Below are 26,766 nucleotides of genomic sequence, written 5' to 3'. Positions count from 1 at the left end.
GAAGAGATGGGGCTGCCTCGTCAGGAAGGCAAGCCCCTATGAGCAGGATGTTATACCGACACGCGCTCCATGGGCAGTCGGATCAGGAATTGGGCTCCCTGCTCGGGTTGGCTATGGCACGTGATGCGGCCACGCAGCAGCTGGGCGATGAGGTTATAGATGATGTGGGTACCCAGGCCGCTGCCGCCCTGGCCACGCTTGGAGGTGACGAAAGGTTCGAACAGTCTGGGCATGATCTCGGGGCTGATCCCCTTGCCATTGTCCCGATAGTCGATGAGCAGCTCGCCGTCGGCATAGTCGATGGCGATCGTTATCTTCTTGGGTCTGTCCCATCCGTCGAAGGCGTGGTTGAGCGAGTTGAGGATCAGGTTGGAGTAGATCTGGGCGAAGCAGCCGGGATAGGAGTGCACCACCAACTGGGGATCACACTGGATATCGACTTCACACTGGGACTTGCGCAACTTGTGTCCCAGAGAGACCACGACCTGATGCAGGTTTTCGGCCACGTTGAAGTTGTAATGGGCCTCGGAGGATTGATCAACGGCGACCTGCTTGAAGCTGGCGATCAGCTCGGAGGCGCGGCGCAGGTTCCCCTGCAGCAGAGACATGGACTCGTCGAGGTTGGTGACGAAGTCGGTCAGATAGGTGCGCGAGAGCTGCTTGGATTCGATGTGTTGCTTGAAGTCGAGGACTCGCTCCTGCAGGTAGGACGAGGCGGTGACGCTGATGCCTATGGGGGTGTTGATCTCGTGGGCAACTCCGGCTACCAGTGACCCCAGAGAGGCCATCTTTTCCGATTCCACCAGGGTCTGCTGGGCCTGCTTGAGATCATCATAGGCCTTGGTGAGCTGGTTGTTGCTCTCGCTCAGACTGCGGGTTCGCTCGGTGACCTTGGCCTCCAACTGCTCGTTGAGCTGGATGATCTCCCGTTCGACCTGCTTGAGCTTGGTGATGTCATAACCAAAGCCAATCAGATATTTGAGTTCGGGCCCCTCGTAGAAAGGGACAAACGACCAGAGCAGGATCAGTTCGTGTTGCTGCTGGTCCTGCATATGAACCTCCAGCTCCTCGACCATCCCCAGGTGTTCCAGACGCTCTGCGACGGTTTCCCGTTGCTGGGGATTCACAAACAGGGCGAGCCAGCTCTTCTTGAGGATCTCGTCTTCCACATAGCCTGTCAGCAGGGTTGCCGCCGGGTTGATGCTGGCGATAGAGAGGTCGGGCTCCAGGCAGCAGATAAGCACATTGGAGGAGTTGATCAGCGTTGCCGAGAAATCCCGCTCCTGCTGCAGCTGCTCCAGCGCCTGCTGGCGCGCCTGGAACTCGTTGCCAAGGCGTGCCCGCATCTGGTTGAGGGCGGCAGCGAGCGAATCGAACTCATCGGGGTTGGGGCGAGGCAGGGGGCGCCCCTCCAGCACCAGCTCCTCGGTTAGACGCTCGAGCCTGAGCTGCTCTGAATATTGCACGATGCGATGAATGTGCCTGACCACCATGTAGTAGATGATGAGCAGGATACAAAACGACACCACCAGGGTCTTGATGGTCTGGCTGACCAGAATCAGGACCGATTTCTCTATCAGGCGCTGATAGATCTGTTCGAGGGAGGCGGCGACGAAGAGCTTGCCGACCACCTCTCCCTGATAGGTGAGACTGAACTCACGGGAGATGTCATAGCTGGGGCGCTCCTTGCCTTGAGAGATAAGGGGAACCTCGGAGTTGCCAAGCAGCTCCTTGACCATCACAAATTCCATGCTGGGCAGGTTCATGATCCCCTCGAGCTGAACCTTGACCTGCTCCTCGTCCAGATTCCACAGGCTGGCCGCGATGGGCTGCAGGAAGGAGGCCTCGATCTGGCTGATGCTGCCCTGGATCATCGCTACGTCCTTGCGATAGTCCCAGGCCAGTTGCAACAGAGTGATCAGAAATGCAAGCGCCGTACTGCACAGCAGAATATAGGAGAGCAGGCGGTAGGAGAGGCTGTTGCGCCGCATGGCCTTGATGGCCTTGGAGAGAAGTCCTGACATATCGTCCTTGCTGTCCGGGGAACCAGATGAGATTTAGCCTAAGTGTAAACACTTCCGGCACAAGTTTGCAGCACATCGTATACGGGTCGCCATGCGCACAAGCGACCGGGCTGCGCCGTGACTTTAATCTTGCTGGATCACTTCACATCTTGCAGGTGCTTGATTATCGGGGGGCTTGCCACCATCTTAGGGATCCAATGACGTGCTTCTGAAAGGCAGGGGCAGTTTTTTCGAGAGGAATCATGATGATCAATCCCTTGCTGACGATGGACGGTCTGCCCCCCTTTAGCCAGATCCGTCCCGAGCATGTAGAGCCAGCCGTGTTGCAGGCGATTGCCGAGTGCAAGCAGCGCATTGCCGATGTGCTCTCCCACCATGAGCCCTACACTTGGGACAATCTGGTCGCCCCCCTCGAGGAGGCCAACGATCGCCTGTCGCGGGTCTGGTCTCCGGTTTCCCATCTCAATGCGGTGATGAACTCCGAGTCCCTGCGCCAGGCGCACGATGCCTGTCTGCCCCATCTTGCGGAGTATCAGACCTTTGTCGGCCAGCATGAGGGGCTGTTTGCTGCCTATAAGGCCCTGGCCGAGAGCGACGACTTTCCGCTGCTGAGCGGGGCCCAGCGCAAGGAGATCGAAAATAACCTGCGTGATTTCCGTTTGTCGGGAATCGATCTGCCCGCCGAGCAGAAGCAGCGCTACGGCGAGATCCAGGCTCGTCTCTCCGAGTTGGCGTCGCGTTTTAGTAACAACGTGCTGGATGCTACCCAGGGCTGGCAGCGCCTGGTGCAGGACGAGGCCGAGTTGGCGGGCCTGCCACCGAGTGTGCTGGCTGCCGCCGCTGCCCAGGCCCGTACTCGTGAGCTGGAGGGGTGGCTGTTCACCCTCGATATCCCCTCCTACCTGCCGGTGATGATGTATGCCGACAACCGGGCTCTGCGCGAGGAGATGTATCAGGCCTATGTGACCCGAGCCTCCGATCAGGGCCCCTGTGCCGGGGAGTGGGACAACAGTGCACCGATGGCCGAGATTCTGACACTGCGCCTGGAACTGGCCAGGTTGCTCGGTTTTGCCAGTTACGCCGAGCTGTCGCTGGCCACCAAGATGGCGGGCAAGGGCGAGCAGGTGATCGGCTTCCTTGAGGATCTGGCCGCCAAGTCCCTGCCCCAGGGGCGCGCCGAGCTGCAGGAGATCCGCGATTTTGCGGCTGCCGAGCACGCTGTCGACGAGCTGGCTGCCTGGGACATCCCCTATTACGCCGAGAAGCTCAAGCAACACAAGTTCTCTATCTCTGACGAGCAGTTGCGTCCCTATTTCCCCGCCAGGAAGGTGGTCGCCGGCTTGTTTGAGGTGGTGCACAGGGTGTTTGGCCTGCGGGTGCGCGAGCGTCTCGGGATCGAGACCTGGCACCCTGATGTGCGTTTCTATGACATCTATGACGAAGAGGAAGAGCTGCGCGGCAGCTTCTATCTGGATCTCTATGCCCGCGCCAACAAGCGCGGCGGAGCCTGGATGGACACCTGTCTGGGACGTCGCTATCGCAGTGATGGCAGCCTGCAGCGTCCGGTGGCCTACCTCACGTGCAACTTTAACGGTCCGGTGGATGACAAGCCGGCCCTGTTCACCCACAACGAGGTGGTGACCCTGTTCCACGAGTTTGGGCACGGGCTGCATCACATGCTGACGACCATCGATGTGGCCGGCGTCGCCGGTATCAACGGGGTGCCCTGGGATGCGGTCGAGCTGCCCAGCCAGTTCCTCGAGAACTGGTGTTGGGAGTCCGAGGCGCTCGCTTTCCTCTCCGGTCACTACGAGAGTGGCGAGCCGCTACCCGATGCCCTGCTCGGCAATATGCTGGCGGCCCGTAACTTCCAGGCTGCCATGCAGATGCTGCGTCAGTTGGAGTTTGCCCTGTTTGATTTCCGTCTGCACATGAGCGATGAGCAGGCCAGCCCCGAGCTGGTGGCCCGGGTGCTCGGTGCGGTTCGCGAGCAGGTGGCGGTCATGACACCTCCGGTCTTCAACCGCTTCCAGCACAGCTTCTCCCACATCTTTGCCGGGGGCTATGCGGCGGGCTATTACAGCTACAAATGGGCCGAGGTGCTCTCGGCCGACGCCTATTCCCGTTTTGAGGAGGAGGGAATCTTCAACCGGCAGGTGGGGGCCGACTTCCTTCACTCGATTCTGGAGAAGGGAGGCTCAAAGGAGCCGATGGTGCTGTTCCGAGCCTTCCGTGGCCGTGAGCCTCAGGTGGATGCACTGCTTCGCCATAGTGGGATCTCTGCCTGATTTTCATACAAGAAGGGGCCGTCAGGCCCCTTTTTTTCATGCATTTTCATTCAGTCGAGGTAGCATGTTTGCAGTCACTCCGTCTCTTGGATAGAGTCGGATTTTCAGCCATGAACAGAGATGTGCCCCCTTGCCATGAGGCGAGTGCTTGATTCCGTATACCGCATCATAACCGCGCTGTCCGAGGTATCGGGCGTGGATTATTTCGATCGCTTTGTGACGGACATCGCTGCTGCGATGGGGGCCGATGCAGCCATGGTTTATGGGTGGCAGCAGGCCCGGCTCCATCCCCTGGCTATCTGGCCGCCGAATATTCAGATCCTGGCCTCTGCGGCTGGCGACAGTCCTCATGCCCTGGCCCTCGAGCAGGGGGAGATCTGGTTCTCCGAGCAACTGCCCCGTCTGTTTCCCTATGCCTCCCTCTCCTATGAGGCCTATGCCGGTATCCGCCTGTGCAGCGCCAGCGGGGAGACCATAGGCCTCTGTTGCCTGCTGTATCGCCACTCGCAGCCCGAGCTTGAGCGAGCCATGGGGTTACTGCGCATGCTGGCGCCCCTGGCCGGCCGTGAGTTGGCGCTGGTGCTGTCGGAGGCGGCCGCTCTAAGTGGCGCCGCTGAGGAGGCGGTGCAAAGGGCTCCCCATATCGCACCTCTGCAGGAGGCGCCCTTTCTCAACACCATGTTGACCCATTCGCCGGTAGGGATCGGTAAACTGGATATCCATGGCCACATCCTGTGGGGCAATGTGGCGCTGCAGCAGATGCTGGGTTACTCGCTGGCGCAGTTGCAGACCCTCAATGTCGAGCAGATCAATCATCCCGAGGACTATGCCGCCAGCCAGCCCCGTTATGAGGCGCTGCGACGGGGGGACGAGCGCGCCTTTACCCAGGAGAAACGCTATCTGCAGCGGGATGGCGAATTCAAGTGGGGGCGGGTCACGGTAGCCGTGGCGTATGACGCCCTGGGGGCCATCGACAGCTTCATGTTTCTGCTCGAGGATATTGACGGCATCAAGCGGGATGCGGAGCAGCTGAGGCTCTCCCATCGGGTCTATGACAATCTTTCCGAGGCGATTCTGGTGTGCGATGCCCAGAGCCGGATCATCTCGGTGAATCCCGCCTTCGAGCAGATTACCGGTTACCGTATGGACGAGGTGATAGGGATGCGCCCCAGCCTGCTCAAGTCCGGGTTGCACGATCAGGCCTTTTACGCCGACATGTACCATGCCCTGGCCCGGGTGGGCGTCTGGCGTGGGGAGGTGTGGAACAAACGCAAGAATGGTCGCATCTATCCTCAACAGCTGATGATCAGCTGCCTGCGTGACCAGGGAGAGATATCCCAGTACATAGGTATCTTCAGCGACATCTCCCAATCCAAGCTGGCCGAACAGAAGATAGTGAATCAGGCCAACTATGATGGCCTCACCGGGCTGCCCAATCGCTGGCTCTTCTCCCGCTGTTTGACCCGCTTCTGTGAGCGGGGTGAGCGCTTCGCCCTGATGGTGCTCGACCTTAACAACTTCAAGGCGGTCAATAACTCGATGGACCACCATGCGGGGGATGCCTTGCTGCGTGAGGTCTCGGATCGCCTGGTGAGCCGGGTGAGAACCGATGACCTGGTCGCCAGGATCGGCGGTGATGAGTTTGCTTTTCTGGTACCGGGGGTGGTCAGTCAGCGTCAGGCCGAGCTGTTTGCCAAACAGGTGATGGGGGGATTCAACCGCCCCTTTATGCTGGCGAGCCAGCACCTCTATGTGACCGCCACCTTGGGGATCACCCTCTGCCCTGTGGACGGGAATGATGCCGATGTCTTGTTGCGTAACGCAGAGCAGGCACTCTTCGAGGCCAAGCGCAAGGCCAGAGCGACTGCCGTCTACTGCAACTCAATGCGGGAAGAGGTGAAGATACGTCACCGGATGCAGCAGGAGCTGGCCGAGGCGATCAAGCTGGGACAGCTCTCAATGGCCTATCAGCCCATTTGGGATAACCGTACTGGCCGTGTCACCAAGTTGGAGGCGCTGGTGCGCTGGTATCACCCGGAGTGGGGCCAGGTGTCACCGGCCGACTTCATCCCGTTGGCCGAAGAGGCGGGACTCATTCAGGGGCTTGGTGAGTTGGTGCTGTGGCAATCCTGCCGTGACCTGGCCAGGCTCAAGCAGGCGGGGTTTACGTTGCAGATGTCGATCAACCGCTCGACCCTGGAGTTCCAGACCATAGATACGGAGGGGAGTGAGTGGCTCAAGGTGATCGCCCACTTCGGGCTCTCCCCTCGGGATATAGTCATCGAGATCACCGAGACTCTGTTGATGGATGCCGGTGATCAGCACAGGCAGCGCATCGATGCCCTGCGCCGGGCCGGCTGCCAGATTGCCATTGATGACTTCGGCACCGGTTATTCGGCACTGAACTACCTGCGCACCTTCCCGGTCGATCTGGTGAAGATCGACCGCTCTTTCGTGCGCCATATTCCCTTCAATGAGCAGGACCGCATGCTGCTCGAGGGGATCATCAACATAGTGCACAACCTCGGCATGCAGGTGGTCATCGAGGGCGTCGAAACCAGTGAACAGCTGAGCTTCCTGCGCAACAAGGGGTGTGCCTTCACCCAAGGGTATCTGCTCAGTCGTCCGCTGGTGTTTGATGATCTTTGCTCCTATCTGGAGCTCAATGATCGGGGAATGGAGGAGAAACGACTCTCTTCTGAGCCTGGAATAGCCTTGTGGTAGACTCCACCGCTGTAATCCAACCTGACTGGCATCATGATGCAGATCCTTCTTGAAGACCCTTCCCGCCAGGATGAGGCCGACTCTCTCCATGCTCGGCTGGCGGCCGTCAACCTGCCCGAATTTGCTCTGGCGCTCACTCCCGGGCGGTTAGAGCTGCGCAAGCTCGACGAGCCCAAGTTGGGAGCCATCTACGTAGATTTCGTGGCCGGCGCTGTCGCACATCGTCGCAAGTTTGGCGGGGGGCGAGGTCAATCCATTGCCAAGGCCGTCGGGCTTAAGGCGGGGGCAATGCCGAGTGTGGTCGATGCTACCGCAGGTTTGGGGCGGGATGCCTTTGTGTTGGCCTCCCTCGGCTGTCGGGTCACCCTGATCGAACGAAGTCCCGTGGTCGCGGCCCTGTTGGCCGATGGTCTGGCACGGGCCAGCCGGGATCCGGAGATTGGAGGTTGGGTGAGTGAGCGGATGTGGTTGGAGCAAGGGCCGGCCGTAGCGACCCTGAATGGCCTGACTGCACGTCCTGATGTGGTTTATCTGGACCCCATGTTTCCCCACAAACAGAAATCGGCACTGGTCAAGAAGGAGATGCGGGTGTTCCAGTCGCTGGTCGGGGCGGATCTCGATGCGGATGAACTGCTTCCGGCTGCGCTGGCGGTGGCGACCCGCAGGGTGGTGGTCAAGCGTCCCGATTATGCGGGGTGGCTCTGTGAGCGCAAGCCCAGTATGGCCATCGAGACCAAGAACAATCGCTTCGATGTTTATGTACTCTCGGCCATAGAGAGCGCATAAAAAGATGGGGGCGACTTGCGTCGCCCCCGGTAGTCGTATCGTTCAATTCCGTGAACGTTGTTGCTCCCTGCAATCCCTGACTATACCTATCCCTTAGGTTTCCCCTTCCCAATCCTTTGGGGTGTCCTTGCAGCCATCTTGGCCAGACGAGTCATCCTTACCCGTCGCACTTTCTCCGTCCTGGGAGGTGTCCCTTACCACATCCTGTGGCTAGTCCTTTCGCCCTACCCTGGCAGCCAGTCTTCCTGACCGACTTCATTGCGTCCGTGCAAGAGTGAATATAAGGGATTTATCTCCCCGCTCAATCGCCATGGTGGAACTATCACTCATCGAGCGCGTGGAGCGACGAGCAAAGACTACAAGTTAATCATTTAATATCAATGTGTTATGGCTATTATGTGATTGTTTTTCCGGTTGAGCTTCCGACCATACCCTTAAGATTGCAGGTGTAAGACTTACTTCGGCTATGGCGAATGTCTTACACGCACTCCTTGAAAAAAACGGAAGGGATAAGAAGCAGAAAAAGAAAAGGGGGGCGGCTTTCGCCGTCCCCCCTGAGTCGTGTTGTCCATTCCCTGAACAGCCATGCTCCCTGCAATCCCTGACTATTTCCTTTCCTTAGGAATTTCCCCTTCCCAATCCCTCGGGGTGTCCGCAGCCTCCTGGCCTGGCTACCATCCTGGTAACCGCGCTCTCTCCATCCTGGAGGTGTCCCTTAACGCTTCCAGCGTGTCCCTGTTCATCCGTGAGGCATGTCCATCCTGAACATGCTGACTCTTCCTGAGCCGGTCCAACCGCTTCCAGCGGGTATCCTGTCATCCCTGGGTTGCTGCATCCTGAGCAACTGTATCCGTCCTGGATACTCCATCCTGCCTTGGAAACCGAACATCTATCCGGTGCTGCTTCCCTATGACCCTCATACTAAGGATTACGACGCTTCTCACAAGGGGGCTTTCGGGTAAAGAAAATTTGAGGAAGCCAATAAAAGTTACTGTCCTATTTTTAGGCCTTAAAAATCAGTTGCTTATTGTCATTTTTGGCAATGTTCCATTACTTTGGAAATGGTTTGCGCACGCACCGAGACAGCACCTTCTCACATGGGGTATGGCGAATGTCTCACAACTGGCAAATGGCCAGGTTTTTCCCTCAACTGCCAGTGTGAATGACTACAAAAAAGTTAAATGCCAGCGTTTGATTTTTGTACTGTCGGCGATATCCAGAGGATAAATGAAGGCGCCCTGAGGCGCCTTCATTGAGGGGTATTCGATGATATGCGCTGTTACTCGATGCTTTCCTGTCGCTGCAGAGCGATCAATGTCTGCTGCTCAAGCAGGGTAAGACCAAGTTCGTCGCAGGCTTGTTCGAAGCTCAACCCCAGGTGGCACATCATGATATCGATTGCTGGCAGGTAGTTTTTCATCATCTCGTCCATTTACCCTTCTCCCGTGGTCCTTCTTATGCCCGAGGGGGGGGAGGAGAGGCAATTAGACTTTAGGCGAAGTTCAGAATTGGGCTCTGCCACCGCAGGAGCGTTTTTGTTAGGCTTGGACTCAATAATCATGAGTCGGTGGTGGCAGGAGAGGCACAAGCATGTTCTTGAGTGTGATGATCGTGGCGTCGGGTTGGTGGCATATACGCTCTGCCTATGACGGGAGTCAGCGCCAGTTTTATCTCAGCAAGCCGCTGACTATGGTGCTCATCATAGCCCTGGCCTTTGGATACAGGGGGCTGGATCAGGACGGTTCACACGCCTGGATCCTGCTTGGTCTCCTGCTTTCGCTGGCTGGTGATGTCTTGCTGATGATGCCACGGGATCGCTTTATTCACGGACTGATCGCCTTTCTGGTGGCACATCTCTGCTATATCGTCGGATTTGCACAAGGCCCCCTGGTGCTCAAACTGGTCGACGGGCTGCTGCTATTGGCGGTGTGCGGGATGATCTTCGGCATCTTGTGGCCTGGGCTGTCCGGTATGCGCCTGCCCGTGCTTGTCTACATGCTGGCCATCATAGGGATGGCCTGGGTTGCTGCCGGCGCCTGGCATGCCTCCCTGACGGCCGGAAGCGCTGCCGCGCTGGCGGGAGCCCTGCTCTTCCTCTTTTCGGACAGCATGCTGGCACTGGATCGCTTCTATCGCCCCTTTCCCCAGGCTACCGCGCTCATCATGAGCAGCTATTTTGCCGCCCAGTTTCTGATTGCCGCCTCTATGGCCGGCTGAAACAAAGGAGCCTCCATTCGGAGGCTCCATCATCTAATTGCTGGGACAACAGGCACGTATGGTGCGCTGTACCTTGCTGCTGAGCAGGGGGAGCACATTGTCGGCCAGAGCCTGGAAGCGCCCCAGGTCCGGTTTGCAGGCGGGATCCAGATAGCCTTCGCTGCGGAAGGTATGAATGAGGGTGGTGAAGAGCTTCTGGTCAAAGAACTCGGGGGCATTAATACCGTGCAGTGTTCCCATGCGTTCGGCCATCATCATGGCATCCGCTTCCAGCTGCTCGGCCTCGATGGCGGGGTGATCCAACAGCCGGGTGAGGACGATAGCATAGCGCTGCAGGGTCTCCTGAATGCTTTCGGCCAGCAGTAGCAGGCGCATCTGGTTACCCGGGTTGACCCAGTATCCTCCCTCCCGCTCGGTGATCAGCTGCTGCTGGGCAAAGACGCGCAGCAGGCTGTCGATAAGCTCGGGCAGGTCTTGCTCCTCGAAGTGGAGGAACAACTCATTCTTCAGCAGGGGATAGATATCCACGCAGCGACCGATGAGCTCACTGCGGCCTATGCCTTCGCACCGATCGATCAATGCCGCGACCAGTGAGGGGAGCGCCAGCAGATGGAGCACATTGTTGCGGTAGTAGGTAAGCAGAATTGCCTGATAGCGATCCAGGCTGATGATCTGGCCCAGTCTGTCCTCGCTCACCTGTAACTTGTTGAGCTCCAGGGCCTGATCCAGCAGTTCGGCGGCACTACTCTCTGGAATGGTGTTGTAAGGGCCATAGGGTACCTCGCGCAGCAGGGTCAGATAGGTCGTGATCTGTGCCTCGAGTTCATCCCGGGTGAGGGCATGGCGCTCGGATGCCAGCAGGGCCACGGCACTCAGAGTGAGGCCATTGACCGCCGCTGCCGCATTGATACGGGTCATCAGCAAGTCGGCCAGCAGATTGACGGTGGGGGCCATCCACTCGGGGCGCTCCTCTTTTCCGACATGCTCGCGCCATTCGGGAACATGCTCGCTAAGGTAGTTGTTGAGGGTCAGCGGCTCTCCGAAGTTGACGAAGCCCCGGCCGTAATTGCGCAGCTTCTTCAGGATGCCGAGCACCTGCAGGAAGCTCTCTTTTTCCTTGCGACTGCCTTGCAGCTCTTTGTGATAGGTGTTGACCTCCATCACGTGCTCGTAACCCAGATAGACGGGGACGAAGGTGAGGGGACGGTCGAGACCGCGCATCATGGCTTGCAGGGTCATCGCCAGCATGCCGGTCTTGGGCGGCAGCAGACGACCGGTACGTGAGCGTCCTCCTTCCGTAAAGAACTCGACCGAATAGCCCTTGGTGAAGAGCAGATTCAGGTATTCACGGAAAACGGTGCTGTAGAGGGGATTCCCCTTGAAGGTGCGCCGGATAAAGAAGGCGCCGCCGCGTCGGAACAGGGGGCCGGCCGGCCAGAAGTTGAGGTTGATCCCTGCCGCAATGTGCGGCGGTACCATGCCCTGGTGATAGATGACGTAGGAGAGCAGCAGGTAATCCATGTGGCTACGGTGACAGGGCACATAGACGATCTCGTGCCCCTCCTGGGCCAACTGTCTCACCCGCTCGGCACCATGCACCGACAGGCCGCGATAGAGTTTGTTCCAGAGCCAGCCGAGGAGACTTTCGCCGATACGGATGAGGCGATAGGAGAAATCGGAGGCGATCTCATCCATGTAACCGAGGGCTCGCTTGCGAGCCTTCTCCTCGCTGAGGTTATCGCGGCTGGCCTCTTCCCGAATGGCGTTCTGGATAGTGGCCGAGTCGAGCAACTGCTGAAACAGCAGGTGGCGATTGGGGAGCTTGGGACCGGTGGCGGCCAGCTGTTGCCGGCCAAAGTGGACCCGTGCAACCCGGGCCAGCTTGTGGGCGATAGCCTGGTCAGTCCCGTGCTTGTCGGCCATATAGCGCAACGAAACGGGAGGGGAGAAGCGCACCAGATTCTCGCGTCCCTTCAGGGCCACGATCAGCGCCTTCTTCAGCATGTTGGGCGCCAGCGCACTGATGATATTGAGGCTCGACACCTCCTCTTCTTCACGTCCCGGGGCACGCCCCCAGAACAGGGTCACCGGCACTAGCTGGATGTCGAGCTCGGGATCCTGCTTGTGCAGGTCCAGCAGTTGCTGAAACTCCTGGAGGAAGGGCAGGGGTTTGGTTCGCGAGCCAAACAGGGGAGGGGGGCGATCCAGGCAGACGTAACGGGGCAGGGGGCGTCCCGCCAGCTCGAGAGGCGTGAAGGGGCCGGGCAGGCCCAGATCCGCACAGCACTGCTGAAGGGTCAGCAGATCCGTGATGGAGCTGGTCTTGAGGGCGAACACTATGGGGCGAGCCGGATCCAGCTTGAGCTCAGCGATGGGGTTTTCCGGCAGGCTCTTGTGGTTAACCAGCCAATTGATCGGCCACTGAAGTGCGGCGCGGGAAATTCTCTGCCCAAGGGACATCTGCGTTACTTCTCCTCTGAAAAGGCGGCAGGAGAATAGCAAATCACCGGCCGTTTGTCGCCGAGAGGTACGATGAGTTGCGACAAGGGGAGCAATGGCATGAGTATCACCCCCGGTTTGTCTTGCCTTGGCATGCATACTGTATATACTGCCAGTGTGCTGTATAAAAAGACAGGTGCGATCATGAAACCCCTTACCCCCAGGCAATCCCAGGTGCTGGAGCTCATCAAGAGCAACATGAGTGAGACCGGCATGCCGCCGACCCGGGCGGAAATTGCCCAGAAACTCGGCTTCAAGTCGGCCAATGCGGCCGAGGAGCATCTCAAGGCCCTGGCCAAGAAGGGGGTGATCGAGATCATGCCGGGCACTTCTCGTGGCATCCGGCTCCTGCTCGAAGAGGACGCCGCCAACGAGGAGGAGGGGCTGCCTTTGATCGGCAAGGTTGCCGCAGGTGAACCCATCCTGGCACAGGAGCATATCGAGAGCCGTTATCAGGTCGATCCCACCCTGTTTCATCCACGGGCCGATTTCCTGTTGCGGGTGCAGGGCATGAGCATGAAAAACATCGGCATCATGGATGGTGACTTGCTGGCCGTGCACAAGACCCAGGATGTGCGCAACGGTCAGGTGGTGGTGGCGCGTCTGGATGATGATGTCACGGTCAAGCGTTTCCAGCGCAAGGGGAGTCAGGTCTGGCTGCTGCCGGAGAATGAGGAGCTCGCACCGATCGAGGTGGATCTCTCCTCCCAGCACCTTTCCATCGAAGGGCTGGCGGTTGGCGTGATTCGAAACGCTGACTGGATGTGATGAGACGGGGCCATGAGCCCCGTTTTCTTTTTCCATGCCAGCCAATGCCTTCTTCTTTTATCGCGTTTCTTCATGGGGTTATCGTTAGAGGAACCCATGACCCCTCCCGGTTGACGGGTTTTCGTCTATATCCTTATCAAGAGGTCGAGCAAGACCCGGCGTCGTCGTAAACGCATTTACACCACCCTTTTTACGGGAGCAGGGGAGAGTGGCCCGAGGAGCCGGGCCTTGATGTCAGCCGCACCTGTGGGGTCGGCAAGGAGGACAGGTATGTCTCGCACTCATGCCCGGATAGGCTCGTTGACTCATATTACCCGTTTCATCGAGGGTAACTGGCTGACCCGGTTTTACGCTCTCTGGATTTTGCGCCGGGCTTCCGGCTGGTCGCTCTGGCTGGGTTGCCCTCGCAGCAACGTGGTGCGGCTAACCCCCTTATGGCAGCGTCGCCCTTCGGCGCAGGATGAGCGGGCTATCGTGATTCCCATGGAGGACTGGGTTGCCCGGCATCCGGACGCCGCTCGTAGAGGGTCCGGTCGTTAAGGAATGCGTCCTTTCGTGTTTCCACTCCTCTGCTGGGTTACAATGGCGCACCTCTTCTCATGCATGGTGCGCATTCCCTATGACCAAATGGCGCTCTACCCTGGTGATTGTCGCCCTTAGCCTGGTATTGGCAGGAGCCTTGCTCTACCCCACCCTGCGTCAGCCCAGCATGCCGGAGAGTGCGACCTATTTCACACCCGCACGCATGGTCAACGGTTTTACGCTCCAGCGCTCGGATGGCACCCCGTTTACTCGGGAGGCGTTGCTGGGGCACTGGAGCTTCGTCTTTATTGGCTATACCTTCTGCCCCGATATCTGTCCGACCACCCTCTCCGACCTGCGTGGCATTTACCCCGAGCTAAAACGGGTGGATGAACGTAGCCAGGTGATCTTCGTTTCGGTGGATCCCCAGCGTGATGATATGGCCCGGCTGACTACCTATACCCAGTTCTTCAACCCCGAGTTTGTGGCCGTGAGTGGCAGCCAGAGCAATCTCTTCCCCTTCGTCCGTAATCTGGGGCTGGTCTACTCCATCGTCGATGAGCACGATGCCAAGAACTATCTGGTCGATCACTCCGCCTCTATCGTCCTCATCAATCCCAAGGGGGAGATCCAGGCCGTGTTCAGGCCCGATATGGCTCCCGGGCAGCCCCCTCGCGTCTCCATGGCCAAGATGGCCAGTGATTTTGCGAAGATCCGCACTCTCGCTCTCGCCTCTTGAGCACGCTTCAACGCCTGTGGGGTGAGCAGCGCCAGGTCCTGGCGCTGGCGCTCCCCATGTTGCTCTCCAACCTGACGGTCCCCTTGCTGGGGTTGGTCGACACCTGGGTGATTGGCCATCTGGACAGCCCCTCCCTGCTTGGAGGGGTCGCCATCGGGGCAACCCTTATCAACCTCACCTGGTGGGTCCTCGGCTTTTTGCGTATGTCGACCACGGGCCTGACCGCCCAGGCGTTGGGTGCGGGAGACGAGCACGAGATGCGGCTGTTGTTGGGCAGGGGATTGTTACTGGCCTGTCTGTTGGCGGTCTTGTTGTTGATTGGCAAGACCCCGCTGGTTGCGGTGGCGCTGGGACTGAGCGGGGCCTCGGCCGAGGTTCAACACTATGCGGCCGAGTATCTCACTATCCGTCTCTGGGGAGCGCCCGCCGCCCTCTGTAATCTGGTGGTGCTGGGGTGGCTGCTGGGGCGGCACTATGCCAGGGGGCCTATGTGGCTGCTGATTGCCGGCAATGTATTCAACATCGTGCTCGACCTGCTACTGGTGCAGGGATTGGGTTGGCAAGTGAAAGGTGTCGCTATCGCCTCGCTGTTGGCAGACTACGCGACCCTGTCGCTGGGCATCTGGTTGGTGCACAGGCTGGTGCCGTTATCTGTGCTTTGGCGCTGTTGGCGGAGCGGGCTGATGGTATTGGCCCCCTATCGCCGCCTGATCGCCCTGAATCGGGATATCTTCATCCGGGCCTTGTGTCTGCAACTCTGCTTCGCTTTTATGGCGTTTCAGGGGGCGCGGCTCGGGGATGTGGTTGTGGCGGCCAATGCGATATTGCTCAACTTCCTGATGCTGCTCTCCTACGGACTGGATGGTTTTGCCTATGCTGCCGAGGCCATGGTCGGCCGAGCCGTGGGGGCGCGCAGTCGCCACGGATTGCGAGTGGCCTTGCGCGATGCCCTCGGTTGGGCGCTGGTCGTTGCCCTGATGGCGACCCTCCTGTTTGCCATCGGTGGGGAGTGGATGGTGACCAGTATGACCTCCATGGACACAGTCGTCCGAGAGGCCTGTCGTTACCTGCCCTGGCTGGTGGCCATGCCGTTGCTCTCGGTCTGGTGTTATCTGTTTGATGGGGTCTTCATCGGGGCGACCCGGGTACGCGAGATGCGAGACACCATGCTGATGGCGGTGTTGTTGGGCTATTTACCGGTCTGGTGGTGGTGGCAGGGGGCCGGTAACGGGGCCCTTTGGGGGGCGCTGGCCGTCCTGATGGTCGGGCGTGGATTGGGACAGGGAATCTGGCTGTACCGCCTCTGGCACAGCCGGATCCTGGTCGACTAAGGGGTGGCTAGCGTCCGGTTAGTCGAGGTGGATGGCGCCGGCATAGCCAAACTGTCGCCAGCTCTCATAGATGAAGATCGCCACCGCGTTGGAGAGGTTGATGCTGCGACTGTTCGGGCACATCGGGATTCGCAGACGCTGCTCCGGTGGCAGGCTTTCGATGATCTCGAGCGGTAGTCCCCGACTCTCCGGCCCAAATAACAGGGCATCACCGGGAGCAAACCGGGCCTCGGAATGACAGGCCCGCCCCTTGGTGGTGCAGGCAAACAGACGCGTCGGAGTGACGGCCTCCAGAAAGGCCTGGTAGGAGGGCCAACGCTTCACCTCGGCAAACTCGTGATAATCGAGGCCGGCTCGCTTGACCCGCTTGTCATCCCACTCAAAGCCCAGGGGTTCGATCAGGTGCAGCCGGTAGCCGGTATTGGCGCACAGGCGAATGATGTTACCGGTATTGGGGGGGATTTCCGGCTGATAGAGAACAATATCGAGCATGGTCAGAGGTTGGTCAGGGTCGCAAGGGGGCTCAGCATACCCACTCAGCCCGGGCTTGGAAAGCGGCAGGAGGCCAGGGGTAGACGCAGCTCGACGATGAGACCACTCGGGGTGCCATTGCGTGCCACTATGCTGCCGCCATGACGCCTGATGGCCTCGGCCGTGATGGTCAATCCCAGACCCGTTCCCCCGGTTTGGGCGTTGCGGGCATCATCGACCCGAAAGAAAGGCAGAAACAGCTTGCCCAGCAGCGCATCCGGCACCCCCTGGCCATCATCGTGGATCCGCATCACCCATTCGTGCTGCCCTGTCTCCCACTCCACGACGACCCGACGGGCCGCATACTTGAGGGCATTGCGCAGGGGATTCTCGATCGCCCTGGCCAGCAGATCGGGCCACATCATCATCGAAAGGTCTGGCAGTGGCGGGTGTTGCAGCGCCTTGCCACAAGCCCCTGCCTCGAACAGCGCATCCTCGAGGATCGGATCAAGAACCTCGCTCAGGGCGATGCACTGGGGTGGGTCACTCTCCTGTTGTACCCGGGAGAGGGTGAGCAGGTCATCGATCAACATGTCCAGCTTGTGAATCTCACCGGCGATGCGCGTCAGCTCAGAACTCTCCCCCTGCTTGCGGCGGATCAGTGACTGGGCCAGCTGCATCCGGGTCAGGGGGCTGCGCAGCTCGTGGGAGATGTCGGAGAGCAGGCGTTTTTGCTCTTGAATCATGCTCTTGAGCGTTTCAACCATGTGACTGATGCTGCCCGCCAGGCTACCCACCTCATCCTGCCGTAGCAGGTGCGGTATGGTCGTGTCGAGCTCTCCGGCCGCAATGCGCGATACCGCCCTCTGCAGAGCCTGGGTCGGACGAGTCAGGCGCCAAGCCATCAGCAGGCAGAGGGGAGTACTCACCAACATGGCGGTGATCAGTACCCTGACCGGGTGATCCAGGATCACCATGGCCATGGACTGGCTCTCCAGTTCCCTGCTCAGGTAGATGAGGTAGGGCTTGCCGTGATGGACGAGGGAGAAGGGGCCGGCCAGCAGACGCGACTCGCTGCGCCGCATCATGGGGCGGGCGGGATCATCGGAATCGATCATGAAGCGCATGATGTTCTTGTCGGGCTTGCTGGTGGCCTGGACGATATCGTCGTTATCCCGAATATAGACATCCTTGATGGTGAGTGGCCCCGCCTGCCTGAGCATGGCCACCAGATTGAGGTCGCGGGATCGTTCGGCTGCCCGGTTCAGGGTATCGATCACGAACTGTTGCTGCTGCTGTTCCGCCTCCGGCAGGGCCGAAAGGTTGCGAGGATCCAGGGTCGGCAGGATGGTGACGGCCGCCAGCATCAGGAGCAGCATGCCCCAAAACCAGAGAAACAGCCGGGTCGTCAGGCTATGCAGATGGAGACCGCTCACACCGCCTCCAGCCAGAGGTAACCCTTGCCGCGCACCGTCTTGAAGCGGGGCAGGCCATCGCCGCGTTCCGGTAACTTCTTGCGCAGATTGCTCAGATGCATGTCGATGGCCCGATCGAACGGCTCCAGCGGTTTGCCCAGCACCTGTTCGGAGAGTTGTTTCTTGCTGACGATCTGCCCGGGATGGCGCAGCAGGCACTCGAGCAGGCCAAATTCGGTTGCCGTCAGCTCCAGAGGCATATCGCTGCAGAAGGCGAGCTGCTGCCCCGGTTGCAACTGCAGGTCCATGAAACGCAGCTCCTCGTGGCCTCCGGTGGCTCGACTCTGGGTCTGGGTTCGGCGCAAGATGGCGCGAATCCGGGCAATCAACTCCCGATCGTCGAAGGGCTTGGCGAGATAGTCGTCTGCCCCCGCCTCCAGCCCCTCAACCCGATCCCGACTGTCCCCTCGCGCGGTTAGCATGAGAACGGGAGTGTCCCACTCCCGCCGCAGGGCGGTCAGCATCTCGAAGCCATTCATGTGTGGCATCATCACATCGAGCAGGATCAGATCGAAGCGAGCCAGGGCGAGTTGTTGCAGGCCCTGTTCACCGTTGGCGGCGACGGTCACCCTGAACCCCTCCAGGGTAAGGATTTCGTGCAACAGCGTGGTCAGCTCGCAATCATCATCGACCAGCAGGATCTTGTTCATGGGTACTCCTTGGGCGAATCTGAGCCGCTTAAAGTGGTGTGGTGTCAGGGTATAATATGTTTTTGTGTCTGCGAGGAAAGCGGGTTTGAATCATCAACACTACTCCCGGTGGGTGACCCTGGCCGGGGTTGCCTCTGTCGTGACGGCCTCTTTGCTTATCGCCGGTAAGCTTACCGCCTGGCTGATGACCGACTCTGCCAGTCTGCTCGCCTCTCTGACCGACTCCCTGATGGATGTGAGTGCCTCGGTCATCAATCTGCTGGCGATCCGCTATGCCATGGCACCGGCCGATGAGGAACACCGCTTCGGCCATGGCAAGGCGGAGTCCCTGGCCGGCCTCATCCAGTCGGCCTTCATCTGTGGTTCGGCGATGTTGCTGGTGATGCACGGCATCTCTTCCCTGTTGCAGCCAGGCCCTCTGCCACGCCTCGAGGCCGGTATCTGGGTCAGCATCGGCTCCATCGTGTTGACACTGTTGCTGGTCAGTTTCCAGAGCCTGGTCATTCGCCGCACCGGCAGCGTGGCCATCAAGGCCGACATGCTCCACTATCGTTCCGATCTGTTGCTCAACGCGGGCGTACTGCTGGCACTGGTGCTGGCGGGACAGGGCTGGTTTTGGGCTGACGGGGCTTTCGCCATCGCCATCGGTCTCATGTTGATCTGGGGGGCTGCCCATATCGGATGGGAGTCCGTCCAGGACCTGCTGGATCGCCAGTTGCCTGCCGAGGAGCAAGAGCGAATAATGGAGCTCTGCTACCAGGTAGAGGGGGTCAATGGCGTGCACGATCTGCGCACCCGTCAATCTGGGCCGACTCGTTTCATTCAGCTCCATGTCGAGCTTGATGATGCCTTGCCGCTGGTTGAGGCACATCAGATTGCCGATGAGGTTGAAGCAGCGTTACGCGGTGCCTTCGAGCGAACCGACGTCATCATTCATATGGACCCCATGTCAGTGGTTACCAAGGCCGCAGACAGGGGGGAATCCCAACCATAACAGGCAGAAACATGGACGACCTCGTTGCCCACACCTGGTACAAAATACGGCAAGAGGCGGCACAGATGGCGGCTTCCGAGCCCATGCTGGCCAGCTTCTTTCACTCCACCATTCTCAACCATGGCAGCCTCTGCAGTGCCCTGAGCTTCCAGCTTGCCAACAAGCTCGATAGCGCCACCATGCCGGCCATCTGTCTGCGCGAGATCATTGAGCAGGCATTTGCCAGCGAGCCACGGCTGCTCGAGATCGTGGCGGCCGACATCTGCGCCGTGCAGGAGCGGGACCCGGCAGTCGAATGGTTCTCTACCCCTCTGCTCTACCTCAAGGGATTTCACGCCCTGCAGGGCTATCGGGTTGCCAACTGGTTGTGGCGCCAGGGGCGCAGACCCATGGCCCTCTACCTGCAGAACCAGATCTCGGTGGTGTTCGGGGTGGATGTGCATCCGGCGGCCCGTATCGGCAAGGGGATCATGTTTGACCACGCCACCGGTATAGTGGTGGGTGAGACGGCCGTCATCGAGGACGATGTCTCTATCCTGCAGAGCGTCACCCTGGGGGGAACTGGCAAGGAGGGTGGGGATCGCCATCCCAAGATCCGTGAAGGGGTGATGATTGGGGCCGGCGCCAAGGTGCTCGGCAACATAGAGGTGGGACAGGGGGCCAAGATCGGTGCCGGCAGTGTGGTGCTGAGCCCGGTACCACCGCACACCACAGTGGCCGGTGTGCCCGCCAAGATCGTCGGTCATCCGGGGTGTGACAAACCCTCTCTCGACATGAACCAGGGCATCTGACGCGGCAGGAGAGCCCATGCTCAAGCGATGGTCCGGATACCTGGTCCTGGCGATGTGGCTGCTCAACGTGGCGGCCCTCTATCTGGGGGCCGACCCCTGGCCGGCAGCGTTGGCTGCCTGGGGGGCGGCCTTGCTGACCTGGCCTCATCTGGTGGGGGCGGCGCGCCGCCAGGCCCTGGCCCTCTATGGGGCGGCACTGCTGCTCGGCCTGTTTGCCTGGGGTCAGGGAGCCGCCATCAAGGCCGCTGACTGGCTGCTCCCCAATATCAATATGCTCACCATGTTTGCCGCCGTCAGCATGCTCAACCTTGCGACAACCGGCCTGGTCGGCGCGAGTCATGCCTGGCAGGGGCGCAAGGGGCTATGGGGTACCATGGCCAGCCTTAATCTACTGGGGGCCGTCATCAATCTCTCGGTCATCTTCATCATCGGCGACCGTCTGGAGCGAAACGGCACACTGGATCGCCGCCAGGCCATGGTGTTGAGCCGTATCTTCTGCGCTGCCGCCTTCTGGTCCCCCTTCTTCGTTGCCATGGCGGTTGCCTTGACCTATGCCCCAGGTATGGCGCTCTCGGCCATCCTCCCCTATGGGGTGCTCGGTACGCTGGCCGCCATGGGGATCACCGCCTGGCAGGTAGAGCGGCTCGGTGTCAGCGGTTTTAACGGTTTTCCATTACAGGCTCGTTCCCTGGCCCTGCCGGTGACGCTGGCTCTGCTGGTGTTGCTGATGAAGCAGCTCTGGCCCTCGCTCTCCATTTTGGCGGTGATCTCGCTGGCCGCGCCTCTGTTGGCGCTGGTGTTTATGCCCGCTCAGGGAAGAGGAGAGTCTCTCAGGCGCCAGGTGCATGAGCGCTTTCCTGCTATTGGTGGCCAGTTGGTGTTGTTCCTGGGGGCCGGGTTGCTGGCTGCCGGGATCAACAGCGCCCTCTCGGTTATCCAGATTGGAGGGCATGGGCTGCCGCTGTTTCAGCACTTCGGAGCCCTTGAGGCCACTCTGACCCTCTTGTTGATGCTGCTGGTGGCCATTCTGGGGGTGCATCCCATCATCACCATCTCCGGTCTTGCCCCCCTCATCTGGCCCTTGCAACCGGATCCCAATTTATTGGGGATGACCTTCCTGATGGGGTGGGGGATCTCAACGGGGACCAGCCCGCTTTCAGGCTCAAACCTGGCGTTGTCGGCTCGCTACCAAGTCGGCCCGGGCCAACTGCTGCGCTGGAATCTGGGTTACGGAGCTCTGCTTTATCTGGTCGCTGCCCTGTTGTTGACGCTCTATGCGACCTTGCATGCTGGGATCTGACGCAGATTTGAACGGCATATCGCTGGGAGCCGCAAATTCTCTGGCTCCGGCTTGTTTGACCCAGTGCCATCAGGGTATGCTGACCCCACGCGCTTGAGATGGCCCGTGTCGGGCTCCGCACTTGAACATGAAAGGTATTGCTTATGTCTCTTGAAGTCCTCGAACAACTCGAATCCAAAGTCCAATCCGCCGTCGATAACATCTCCCTGCTGAAGATGGAGCTGGACGAACTGCGTGAGCAGAACGGCAAGCTGCAGGAAGAGAACCATCTGCTGCGCAACGAACACCAAGCCTGGCAGGAGCGACTGCGCGCTCTGCTCGGCAAGATGGATCAGATGGGCGATGCCGTCTGAGTCATCTCTTGCAAGAGAAGAGGCCGCATCATGCGGCCTCTTTCTATTGGGTCAGGCTCAGCACATGGCGAGCAGCTGTTTAATCGTCTTTTCGATGCCGTCGGCGGCCTCGGCGATGTTGCCGGCCAGCATATAGGCGGGGGTCGAGATCACCTTGCGCTCCTGATCGACCACGAACTCGTTGACCGGGCAGGCCAGGTGAGAGCCGCCCATGGCTTCGATGGCCGCTGCAGTGGCCTCATCGGTGCCAATGGTCGCCAGGGTACCCTCCCCATATACCAGCGGGATCATGGCCGGTGATATGCAGACGTAAGCTGCCGGTTTGCCCGCCTCGGCGAAGGACTGACAGGCGCGCAGCACATCGGGCTGCATGGTGGCCCCTGCTCCCTTAAAGGCGAAGTCACACAGGTTTTTGGCGGCACCAAAACCCCCGGGCAGCAGCAGGGCATCGAAGTCGGCCACATCGAGGTCACGCACATCGCGGATCTGGCCCCTCGCGATACGGGCCGCCTCGACCAAGACATTGCGACGCTCATCCTCGCTCACCTGCCCGGTCAGGTGATTGATGACATGATGTTGCGGGACATTCGGGGCAAAGCAGTGGTAATCGGCTCCTTGGCGGGCCAGGGCCAGCAGGCTGATCACCGCCTCGTGAATCTCGGTGCCATCAAAAACGCCGCAGCCACTCAAAATTACTGCTACCTTTTTCATCTGTTGCTCCTCACTCCATGACAGGGTTGTCGCTGTGCTGATGTTGTATGGTTGATGTTCGTTCGATGCAGGTCAAGACATCCTCTGTGCCGAAATGGTTACTCGCCTGATCCTGGCCAGTGATCTTCATGAAATTTTCTCCACATTGATCCGGATCACTGTAATTTCAAAAATGCCTTCCATGGCTCTGTCATGGCATTGAATTTTAAGTGTTTTTTTTAAATCCGCTGTCAGCGGAGAGGACGGTGACAGGTCGCTGGTCATTTTTAGCCACAGAGTTATCCACAGACTGTGCTGTTTGCTCCTGATCCTAATGTCCCTGACGGCAGCCCGCGCCTTGGTGGGATGGCCCCCCTGTGGCATCCTACCCGCTGTTTCTACGAAGGCAGGACGAACTCCATGGCGCACCCCCTCATTCTGGTTGATGGCTCCTCTTATCTTTACCGGGCATTCTTCGCCTCCCAGCAGGCCGATCTGCGTACCTCCTCCGGAATGCCGAGCGGCGCCGTGCGGGTGATGACCAACATGTTGCGCAGCCTGATCAAGCAATATCCCGAGAGCCATGTGGCCGTGGTGTTTGACGCCAAGGGCAAGACCTTCCGCAACGATCTCTACGCCGACTACAAGGCCCATCGTCCGCCCATGCCGGACGACCTGCGCAGCCAGGTCGAGCCTATCCATCGCATCATTCGCGCCATGGGACTGCCACTGCTGATCATCGAGGGGGTCGAGGCGGACGACGTCATCGGTACTCTGGCCCGCGAGGCCACCGAGAAGCAGCTTCCCGTGCTCATCAGCACCGGCGACAAGGACATGGCCCAGCTGGTATCGGATCATGTGACCCTGATCGACACCATGAAGGATCTGGTTACCGATCGTGACGGCGTCGTCGAGAAGTTTGGCGTACCGCCCGAGCTCATCATCGACTACCTGGCTCTAATGGGGGACAAGGTGGACAACATTCCGGGCATGCCCGGCGTGGGGGAGAAGACGGCTCTGGCCCTGTTACAGGGGATCGGTGGCATCGACGACATCGCCGCCAACCTGGACAAGGTCGCGGCCCTTGGTTTTCGTGGCGCCAAGACCTTCGCCGACAAGTTCCGCGAGCAGGAAGAGATGGTGCGCCTCTCCTACACCCTGGCCACCATCAAGACCGACGTCGCGCTGGATGTGAACCTGGAGCAGCTGGTGCTGGCACCGATGGACAGGGATAACCTGCTCGCCGTCTACCGTGAGTATGAGTTCCGCAACCTCATCAAGGAGTTGGAAGAGGGGGGGGACGCCAGTGATGAGGAGCCTGTGGCCCCTCCCGTGCCCGCCATCGAGACCGACTACGCCTGCGTGCTGGACGAGGCCGAGCTGGATGCCTGGATCGCGCGCCTCAAGGGGGCCGAGCTGTTTGCCTTCGACACCGAGACGACCAGCCTCGACTACATGGAGGCGCGCATCGTCGGGGTGTCGTTTGCCATCGAGCCCGGCAAGGCGGCCTATGTGCCCTTCGGTCATGACTACCTGGGGGCGCCGGCCCAGCTCAGTGAAGAGGTGGTGCTCGGCAAGCTCAAGCCGCTGCTGGAAGACCCGGCCAGCCTCAAGGTGGGGCAGAACCTCAAGTACGACCGTAATGTGTTGCAGAATCACGGCATAGAGCTGCGCGGTATCGCCTACGACACCATGCTCGAGTCCTACGTGCTCAACTCCACCGGTAGCCGCCATGACATGGATACCCTGGCCCAGAAGTATCTGGGTGTCGAGACCATCTCCTTCGAGGCGATTGCGGGTAAGGGGGTGAAACAGCTCACCTTCAACCAGATCGAGCTGGAGCAGGCGGCCCCTTATGCGGCCGAGGATGCCGACATTACCCTTCGCCTGCATCAGACCCTGTGGGGAGAGCTCGGCAAGTTGCCCACACTGGCCAAGGTATTCAGCGACATCGAGATGCCGCTCTTGACGGTGCTGGCGCGGATGGAGCGTCTCGGCACGCCCATCGAGCCCAAGCTGCTGCACCAGCAGAGTCAGGAGATCGAGGCGCGCCTGAAGGCGTTGGAGCAAGAGGCCCACACTCTGGCGGGTGAGCCGTTTAACCTCTCCTCGCCCAAGCAGCTCGGCGAGATCCTCTTCACCAAGCTGGGGCTGCCGGTCATCAAGAAGACCCCCAAGGGCGCCCCCTCTACCGCCGAAGAGGTGTTGGCTGAACTGGCCGAGACCTATGACTTGCCGCGCCTCCTGATGGAGCACCGCGGGCTGGCCAAGCTCAAGTCCACCTACACCGACAAGTTGCCATTGATGATCAAGGCCAGCACGGGGCGGGTGCATACCTCCTATCATCAGGCGGTAGCTGCCACCGGGCGTCTCTCCTCGTCCGATCCCAACCTGCAGAACATCCCGGTGCGCAACGAACAGGGGCGCCGTATTCGTCAGGCCTTTGTGCCGAGCCCGGGTTTCAAGCTGGTGGCCGCGGACTATTCCCAGATCGAGCTGCGCATCATGGCTCATCTCTCCGGCGACAAGGGTCTGCTGACCGCCTTTGCCGAGGGCAAGGATATTCACCGAGCCACCGCCGCCGAGGTCTTTGGGGTGGCGCTGACGGAGGTGACCGGTGACATGCGCCGCAGCGCCAAGGCGATCAACTTTGGCCTCATCTATGGCATGAGTGCCTTCGGTCTCGCCAAGCAGCTGGGGATCGGTCGCGCCGAGGCGCAGAAGTACATGGATCTCTACTTCGAACGCTACCCGGGTGTGCTGGAGTATATGGAGCGCACCCGTCAGCAGGCGGAAGGGCAGGGATACGTCGAGACCCTGTTCGGTCGCCGTCTGTACCTGCCGGAGATCAAGTCCCGCAATGCAGGCTTGCGCAAGGCAGCCGAGCGCGCAGCCATTAATGCCCCGATGCAGGGCACGGCGGCCGACATCATCAAGCGCGCCATGATCGCCGTGGATGGCTGGATCCAGTCTGAGGGGGGTGACGACATCCGCATGCTGATGCAGGTGCACGATGAACTGGTGTTCGAGGTCCGGGAAGATCGGGTCGAGGCGCTGGTGCCCACCATCAAAACCCTGATGTCGGCGGCGGCCGACCTGCACGTGCCGCTGGTGGTCGAGGCGGGCACTGGCGATAACTGGGAACAGGCCCACTGAGATAAGTCGAGGTAGTCACGCCTCCTTATATAAAGAAGAGAGCCCGGCATCGCCGGGCTCTCTTCTTATTGGGCGCCTATCTCGGCAAGGTACTCATCCTTGAGCTGCACATAGTTGTCAGCCGATTGTTTGAGGAAGGCTATCTCGGCCGCGTTCAAGGGGCGTGCCTGGCGCATGGGGTTGCCCATATAGAGGTGGCCCGAGACGAGACGCTTGCCAGGCGGCACCAGGGTGCCGGCCCCGATCATCACGTCATCTTCGACTACGGCACCGTCGAGCAGAATAGCCCCCATGCCGACCAGCACCCGATCGCCTATGGTACAACCGTGCAACATCGCCTTGTGGCCGACCGTTACATCCTCGCCGATGAGCAGCGGGAACCCGTCAGGATTGGCGTCGCTCTTGCGACTCAAATGCAGTACGGCGCCATCCTGAATGTTGCTGCGAGCGCCGATGCGAATGACGTTCACGTCACCCCTCGCGGCCACCATGGGCCAGATCCCCACATCGTTACCCAGGGTAATGTCGCCGACCAGGGTGGCGCAGGGGTCAACATAAACCCGCTCACCCAGCGCTGGGCGCTTTCCTTTATAGCTTCTCAGTCGCCAATCCATCTTGTTTCCTCCTGCAAAGTGGCCCCATTCTAGCAGTCAGAGGTCATGTTCTGTGGATAAGTTTGTATAAAAGCTGTGCTTGGTGATGAATAACTGAAAAAGTGCAGTTTTTTGCAATTTTATTGCGTGTAGAGGCTTGTCACGGCGCGCGAACTCCCTATAATGCGCCTCCATCGACAGGGCAACGCCGCCACAGCAGCGAGCCGGTCGATGGGTGAAAAAGCCTTGTAAAATAAGGCTTGACTCACCGGGCGGGAAGCGTAGAATGCCACTCCCGTTGCGATGCAAATCGCGCTGTTCTTTAACAAATTGAATCAAGCAATCTGTGTGGGCACTCGCAGGATTGAAGCATCAAAAACAATTTTTGATATTTC

21 protein-coding genes are annotated in these 26,766 nt (G+C 59.7%); 13 read left to right on the top strand and 8 right to left on the bottom strand.

The genetic code is table 11. The features are described 5' to 3' along the window. Positions 1 to 50: 50 nt before the first annotated feature. Positions 51 to 2,024, bottom strand: a complete 1,974-nt coding sequence (locus AB5Y48_RS08745) for an ATP-binding protein (protein WP_368164223.1) — start codon at positions 2,022 to 2,024, stop codon at positions 51 to 53. 245 nt (positions 2,025 to 2,269) lie between these two features. On the opposite strand from AB5Y48_RS08745, the gene prlC reads away from it, so the two are divergent. From prlC to AB5Y48_RS08730, 3 genes are all read left to right on the top strand, one after another. Beyond that, on the top strand, positions 2,270 to 4,312 hold the full coding sequence (prlC, locus tag AB5Y48_RS08740; protein ID WP_368164231.1) for an oligopeptidase A: 2,043 nt from the start codon (positions 2,270 to 2,272) through the stop codon (positions 4,310 to 4,312). 135 nt (positions 4,313 to 4,447) lie between these two features. Next, complete coding sequence (locus AB5Y48_RS08735) at positions 4,448 to 7,036, top strand: putative bifunctional diguanylate cyclase/phosphodiesterase (RefSeq protein ID WP_368164222.1); 2,589 nt, start codon at positions 4,448 to 4,450, stop codon at positions 7,034 to 7,036. A gap of 36 nt (positions 7,037 to 7,072) precedes the next feature. After that, on the top strand, positions 7,073 to 7,822 hold the full coding sequence (locus tag AB5Y48_RS08730) for a class I SAM-dependent methyltransferase (protein WP_368164230.1): 750 nt from the start codon (positions 7,073 to 7,075) through the stop codon (positions 7,820 to 7,822). Between the two features lie 1,279 nt (positions 7,823 to 9,101). Here the strand turns inward: AB5Y48_RS08730 and AB5Y48_RS08725 are convergent. Then, a complete protein-coding gene (locus tag AB5Y48_RS08725; protein WP_168929842.1) occupies positions 9,102 to 9,254 on the bottom strand; it encodes a hypothetical protein in 153 nt (50 codons plus the stop codon). 158 nt (positions 9,255 to 9,412) lie between these two features. Here AB5Y48_RS08725 and AB5Y48_RS08720 point away from each other — a divergent pair, with 158 nt between their 5' ends. Continuing rightward, positions 9,413 to 10,039, top strand: coding sequence for a lysoplasmalogenase (locus AB5Y48_RS08720; RefSeq protein WP_368164221.1), 627 nt, complete (start codon positions 9,413 to 9,415; stop codon positions 10,037 to 10,039). A gap of 33 nt (positions 10,040 to 10,072) precedes the next feature. On the opposite strand, the gene plsB is transcribed toward AB5Y48_RS08720, so the two are convergent. Continuing rightward, on the bottom strand, positions 10,073 to 12,499 hold the full coding sequence (plsB, locus tag AB5Y48_RS08715) for a glycerol-3-phosphate 1-O-acyltransferase PlsB (RefSeq protein ID WP_368164220.1): 2,427 nt from the start codon (positions 12,497 to 12,499) through the stop codon (positions 10,073 to 10,075). A 183-nt stretch (positions 12,500 to 12,682) separates the two neighbouring features. Between plsB and lexA the strand changes: the two genes are divergently transcribed. The 4 genes from lexA (at position 12,683) to AB5Y48_RS08695 (ending at position 15,898) form a co-directional block, all read left to right on the top strand. Further along, positions 12,683 to 13,306 carry a transcriptional repressor LexA gene (lexA, locus tag AB5Y48_RS08710; protein WP_060588016.1) on the top strand — a complete coding sequence of 208 codons (624 nt, stop codon included), beginning with the start codon at positions 12,683 to 12,685 and terminating at the stop codon, positions 13,304 to 13,306. A gap of 270 nt (positions 13,307 to 13,576) precedes the next feature. Beyond that, on the top strand, positions 13,577 to 13,846 hold the full coding sequence (locus AB5Y48_RS08705; protein ID WP_144431433.1) for a hypothetical protein: 270 nt from the start codon (positions 13,577 to 13,579) through the stop codon (positions 13,844 to 13,846). 79 nt (positions 13,847 to 13,925) lie between these two features. Continuing rightward, entirely contained in the window at positions 13,926 to 14,567 is a 642-nt protein-coding gene (locus AB5Y48_RS08700) for an SCO family protein (protein ID WP_050665400.1), read from the top strand. A 56-nt stretch (positions 14,568 to 14,623) separates the two neighbouring features. Next, positions 14,624 to 15,898: an MATE family efflux transporter gene (locus AB5Y48_RS08695; RefSeq protein WP_082177899.1), complete on the top strand. Its 1,275-nt coding sequence runs from the start codon at positions 14,624 to 14,626 to the stop codon at positions 15,896 to 15,898. A gap of 18 nt (positions 15,899 to 15,916) precedes the next feature. Here AB5Y48_RS08695 and trmL read toward each other — a convergent pair whose 3' ends face one another. Genes trmL through AB5Y48_RS08680 form a run of 3 tightly spaced genes read right to left on the bottom strand, consistent with a single transcriptional unit; the run spans position 15,917 to position 18,494 of the window. Beyond that, positions 15,917 to 16,390, bottom strand: coding sequence for a tRNA (uridine(34)/cytosine(34)/5-carboxymethylaminomethyluridine(34)-2'-O)-methyltransferase TrmL (gene trmL, locus AB5Y48_RS08690; protein WP_050665401.1), 474 nt, complete (start codon positions 16,388 to 16,390; stop codon positions 15,917 to 15,919). Positions 16,391 to 16,434: 44 nt separating this feature from the next. Then, positions 16,435 to 17,748 carry an ATP-binding protein gene (locus AB5Y48_RS08685; protein ID WP_050665414.1) on the bottom strand — a complete coding sequence of 438 codons (1,314 nt, stop codon included), beginning with the start codon at positions 17,746 to 17,748 and terminating at the stop codon, positions 16,435 to 16,437. A 53-nt stretch (positions 17,749 to 17,801) separates the two neighbouring features. Next, complete coding sequence (locus AB5Y48_RS08680; protein WP_050665402.1) at positions 17,802 to 18,494, bottom strand: response regulator; 693 nt, start codon at positions 18,492 to 18,494, stop codon at positions 17,802 to 17,804. A gap of 85 nt (positions 18,495 to 18,579) precedes the next feature. Here AB5Y48_RS08680 and AB5Y48_RS08675 point away from each other — a divergent pair, with 85 nt between their 5' ends. The 4 genes from AB5Y48_RS08675 to AB5Y48_RS08660 all read left to right on the top strand — a co-directional run bounded on the left by AB5Y48_RS08675 (position 18,580) and on the right by AB5Y48_RS08660 (position 21,932). Further along, positions 18,580 to 19,488, top strand: a complete 909-nt coding sequence (locus AB5Y48_RS08675) for a cation diffusion facilitator family transporter (RefSeq protein WP_368164219.1) — start codon at positions 18,580 to 18,582, stop codon at positions 19,486 to 19,488. A gap of 11 nt (positions 19,489 to 19,499) precedes the next feature. Beyond that, a complete protein-coding gene (gene cysE / locus AB5Y48_RS08670; RefSeq protein WP_050665404.1) occupies positions 19,500 to 20,279 on the top strand; it encodes a serine O-acetyltransferase in 780 nt (259 codons plus the stop codon). Between the two features lie 16 nt (positions 20,280 to 20,295). Beyond that, a complete protein-coding gene (locus AB5Y48_RS08665) occupies positions 20,296 to 21,579 on the top strand; it encodes a hypothetical protein (RefSeq protein ID WP_368164218.1) in 1,284 nt (427 codons plus the stop codon). Positions 21,580 to 21,722: 143 nt separating this feature from the next. After that, the gene (locus tag AB5Y48_RS08660) at positions 21,723 to 21,932 is read left to right on the top strand and encodes a cell division protein ZapB (RefSeq protein ID WP_050665406.1); all 210 of its coding nucleotides are present in this window, start codon (positions 21,723 to 21,725) and stop codon (positions 21,930 to 21,932) included. Positions 21,933 to 21,989: 57 nt separating this feature from the next. Here the strand turns inward: AB5Y48_RS08660 and elbB are convergent, their stop codons facing one another. Continuing rightward, positions 21,990 to 22,643: an isoprenoid biosynthesis glyoxalase ElbB gene (gene elbB, locus AB5Y48_RS08655; RefSeq protein ID WP_050665407.1), complete on the bottom strand. Its 654-nt coding sequence runs from the start codon at positions 22,641 to 22,643 to the stop codon at positions 21,990 to 21,992. A 399-nt stretch (positions 22,644 to 23,042) separates the two neighbouring features. Here elbB and polA point away from each other — a divergent pair, with 399 nt between their 5' ends. Further along, positions 23,043 to 25,778: a DNA polymerase I gene (gene polA / locus AB5Y48_RS08650; protein ID WP_368164217.1), complete on the top strand. Its 2,736-nt coding sequence runs from the start codon at positions 23,043 to 23,045 to the stop codon at positions 25,776 to 25,778. 65 nt (positions 25,779 to 25,843) lie between these two features. Here polA and AB5Y48_RS08645 read toward each other — a convergent pair whose 3' ends face one another. Continuing rightward, positions 25,844 to 26,392 (bottom strand): gamma carbonic anhydrase family protein, encoded by a 549-nt coding sequence (locus AB5Y48_RS08645; protein WP_368164216.1) that lies wholly within the window; start codon positions 26,390 to 26,392, stop codon positions 25,844 to 25,846. Positions 26,393 to 26,766: the final 374 nt, after the last annotated feature.

This window comes from Aeromonas sp. R6-2, assembly GCF_040908155.1.
GTDB classification, from domain to species: domain Bacteria; phylum Pseudomonadota; class Gammaproteobacteria; order Enterobacterales; family Aeromonadaceae; genus Aeromonas; species Aeromonas schubertii.
The sequence above is the reverse complement of the archived record's forward strand: the minus strand, read 5'-3'. Positions and strand labels throughout refer to the sequence as shown.

What these genes read in the sequence shown, in the direction of transcription:
- AB5Y48_RS08745 (WP_368164223.1), bottom strand. Translation starts at nt 2,024, where the DNA reads ATGTCAGGACTTCTCTCCAAGGCCATCAAGGCCATGCGGCGCAACAGC.
- prlC (WP_368164231.1), top strand. Translation starts at nt 2,270, where the DNA reads ATGATCAATCCCTTGCTGACGATGGACGGTCTGCCCCCCTTTAGCCAG.
- AB5Y48_RS08735 (WP_368164222.1), top strand. Translation starts at nt 4,448, where the DNA reads ATGAGGCGAGTGCTTGATTCCGTATACCGCATCATAACCGCGCTGTCC.
- AB5Y48_RS08730 (WP_368164230.1), top strand. Translation starts at nt 7,073, where the DNA reads ATGCAGATCCTTCTTGAAGACCCTTCCCGCCAGGATGAGGCCGACTCT.
- AB5Y48_RS08725 (WP_168929842.1), bottom strand. Translation starts at nt 9,254, where the DNA reads ATGGACGAGATGATGAAAAACTACCTGCCAGCAATCGATATCATGATG.
- AB5Y48_RS08720 (WP_368164221.1), top strand. Translation starts at nt 9,413, where the DNA reads ATGTTCTTGAGTGTGATGATCGTGGCGTCGGGTTGGTGGCATATACGC.
- plsB (WP_368164220.1), bottom strand. Translation starts at nt 12,499, where the DNA reads ATGTCCCTTGGGCAGAGAATTTCCCGCGCCGCACTTCAGTGGCCGATC.
- lexA (WP_060588016.1), top strand. Translation starts at nt 12,683, where the DNA reads ATGAAACCCCTTACCCCCAGGCAATCCCAGGTGCTGGAGCTCATCAAG.
- AB5Y48_RS08705 (WP_144431433.1), top strand. Translation starts at nt 13,577, where the DNA reads ATGTCTCGCACTCATGCCCGGATAGGCTCGTTGACTCATATTACCCGT.
- AB5Y48_RS08700 (WP_050665400.1), top strand. Translation starts at nt 13,926, where the DNA reads ATGACCAAATGGCGCTCTACCCTGGTGATTGTCGCCCTTAGCCTGGTA.
- AB5Y48_RS08695 (WP_082177899.1), top strand. Translation starts at nt 14,624, where the DNA reads ATGTTGCTCTCCAACCTGACGGTCCCCTTGCTGGGGTTGGTCGACACC.
- trmL (WP_050665401.1), bottom strand. Translation starts at nt 16,390, where the DNA reads ATGCTCGATATTGTTCTCTATCAGCCGGAAATCCCCCCCAATACCGGT.
- AB5Y48_RS08685 (WP_050665414.1), bottom strand. Translation starts at nt 17,748, where the DNA reads ATGCTGCTCCTGATGCTGGCGGCCGTCACCATCCTGCCGACCCTGGAT.
- AB5Y48_RS08680 (WP_050665402.1), bottom strand. Translation starts at nt 18,494, where the DNA reads ATGAACAAGATCCTGCTGGTCGATGATGATTGCGAGCTGACCACGCTG.
- cysE (WP_050665404.1), top strand. Translation starts at nt 19,500, where the DNA reads ATGGACGACCTCGTTGCCCACACCTGGTACAAAATACGGCAAGAGGCG.
- AB5Y48_RS08665 (WP_368164218.1), top strand. Translation starts at nt 20,296, where the DNA reads ATGCTCAAGCGATGGTCCGGATACCTGGTCCTGGCGATGTGGCTGCTC.
- AB5Y48_RS08660 (WP_050665406.1), top strand. Translation starts at nt 21,723, where the DNA reads ATGTCTCTTGAAGTCCTCGAACAACTCGAATCCAAAGTCCAATCCGCC.
- elbB (WP_050665407.1), bottom strand. Translation starts at nt 22,643, where the DNA reads ATGAAAAAGGTAGCAGTAATTTTGAGTGGCTGCGGCGTTTTTGATGGC.
- polA (WP_368164217.1), top strand. Translation starts at nt 23,043, where the DNA reads ATGGCGCACCCCCTCATTCTGGTTGATGGCTCCTCTTATCTTTACCGG.
- AB5Y48_RS08645 (WP_368164216.1), bottom strand. Translation starts at nt 26,392, where the DNA reads ATGGATTGGCGACTGAGAAGCTATAAAGGAAAGCGCCCAGCGCTGGGT.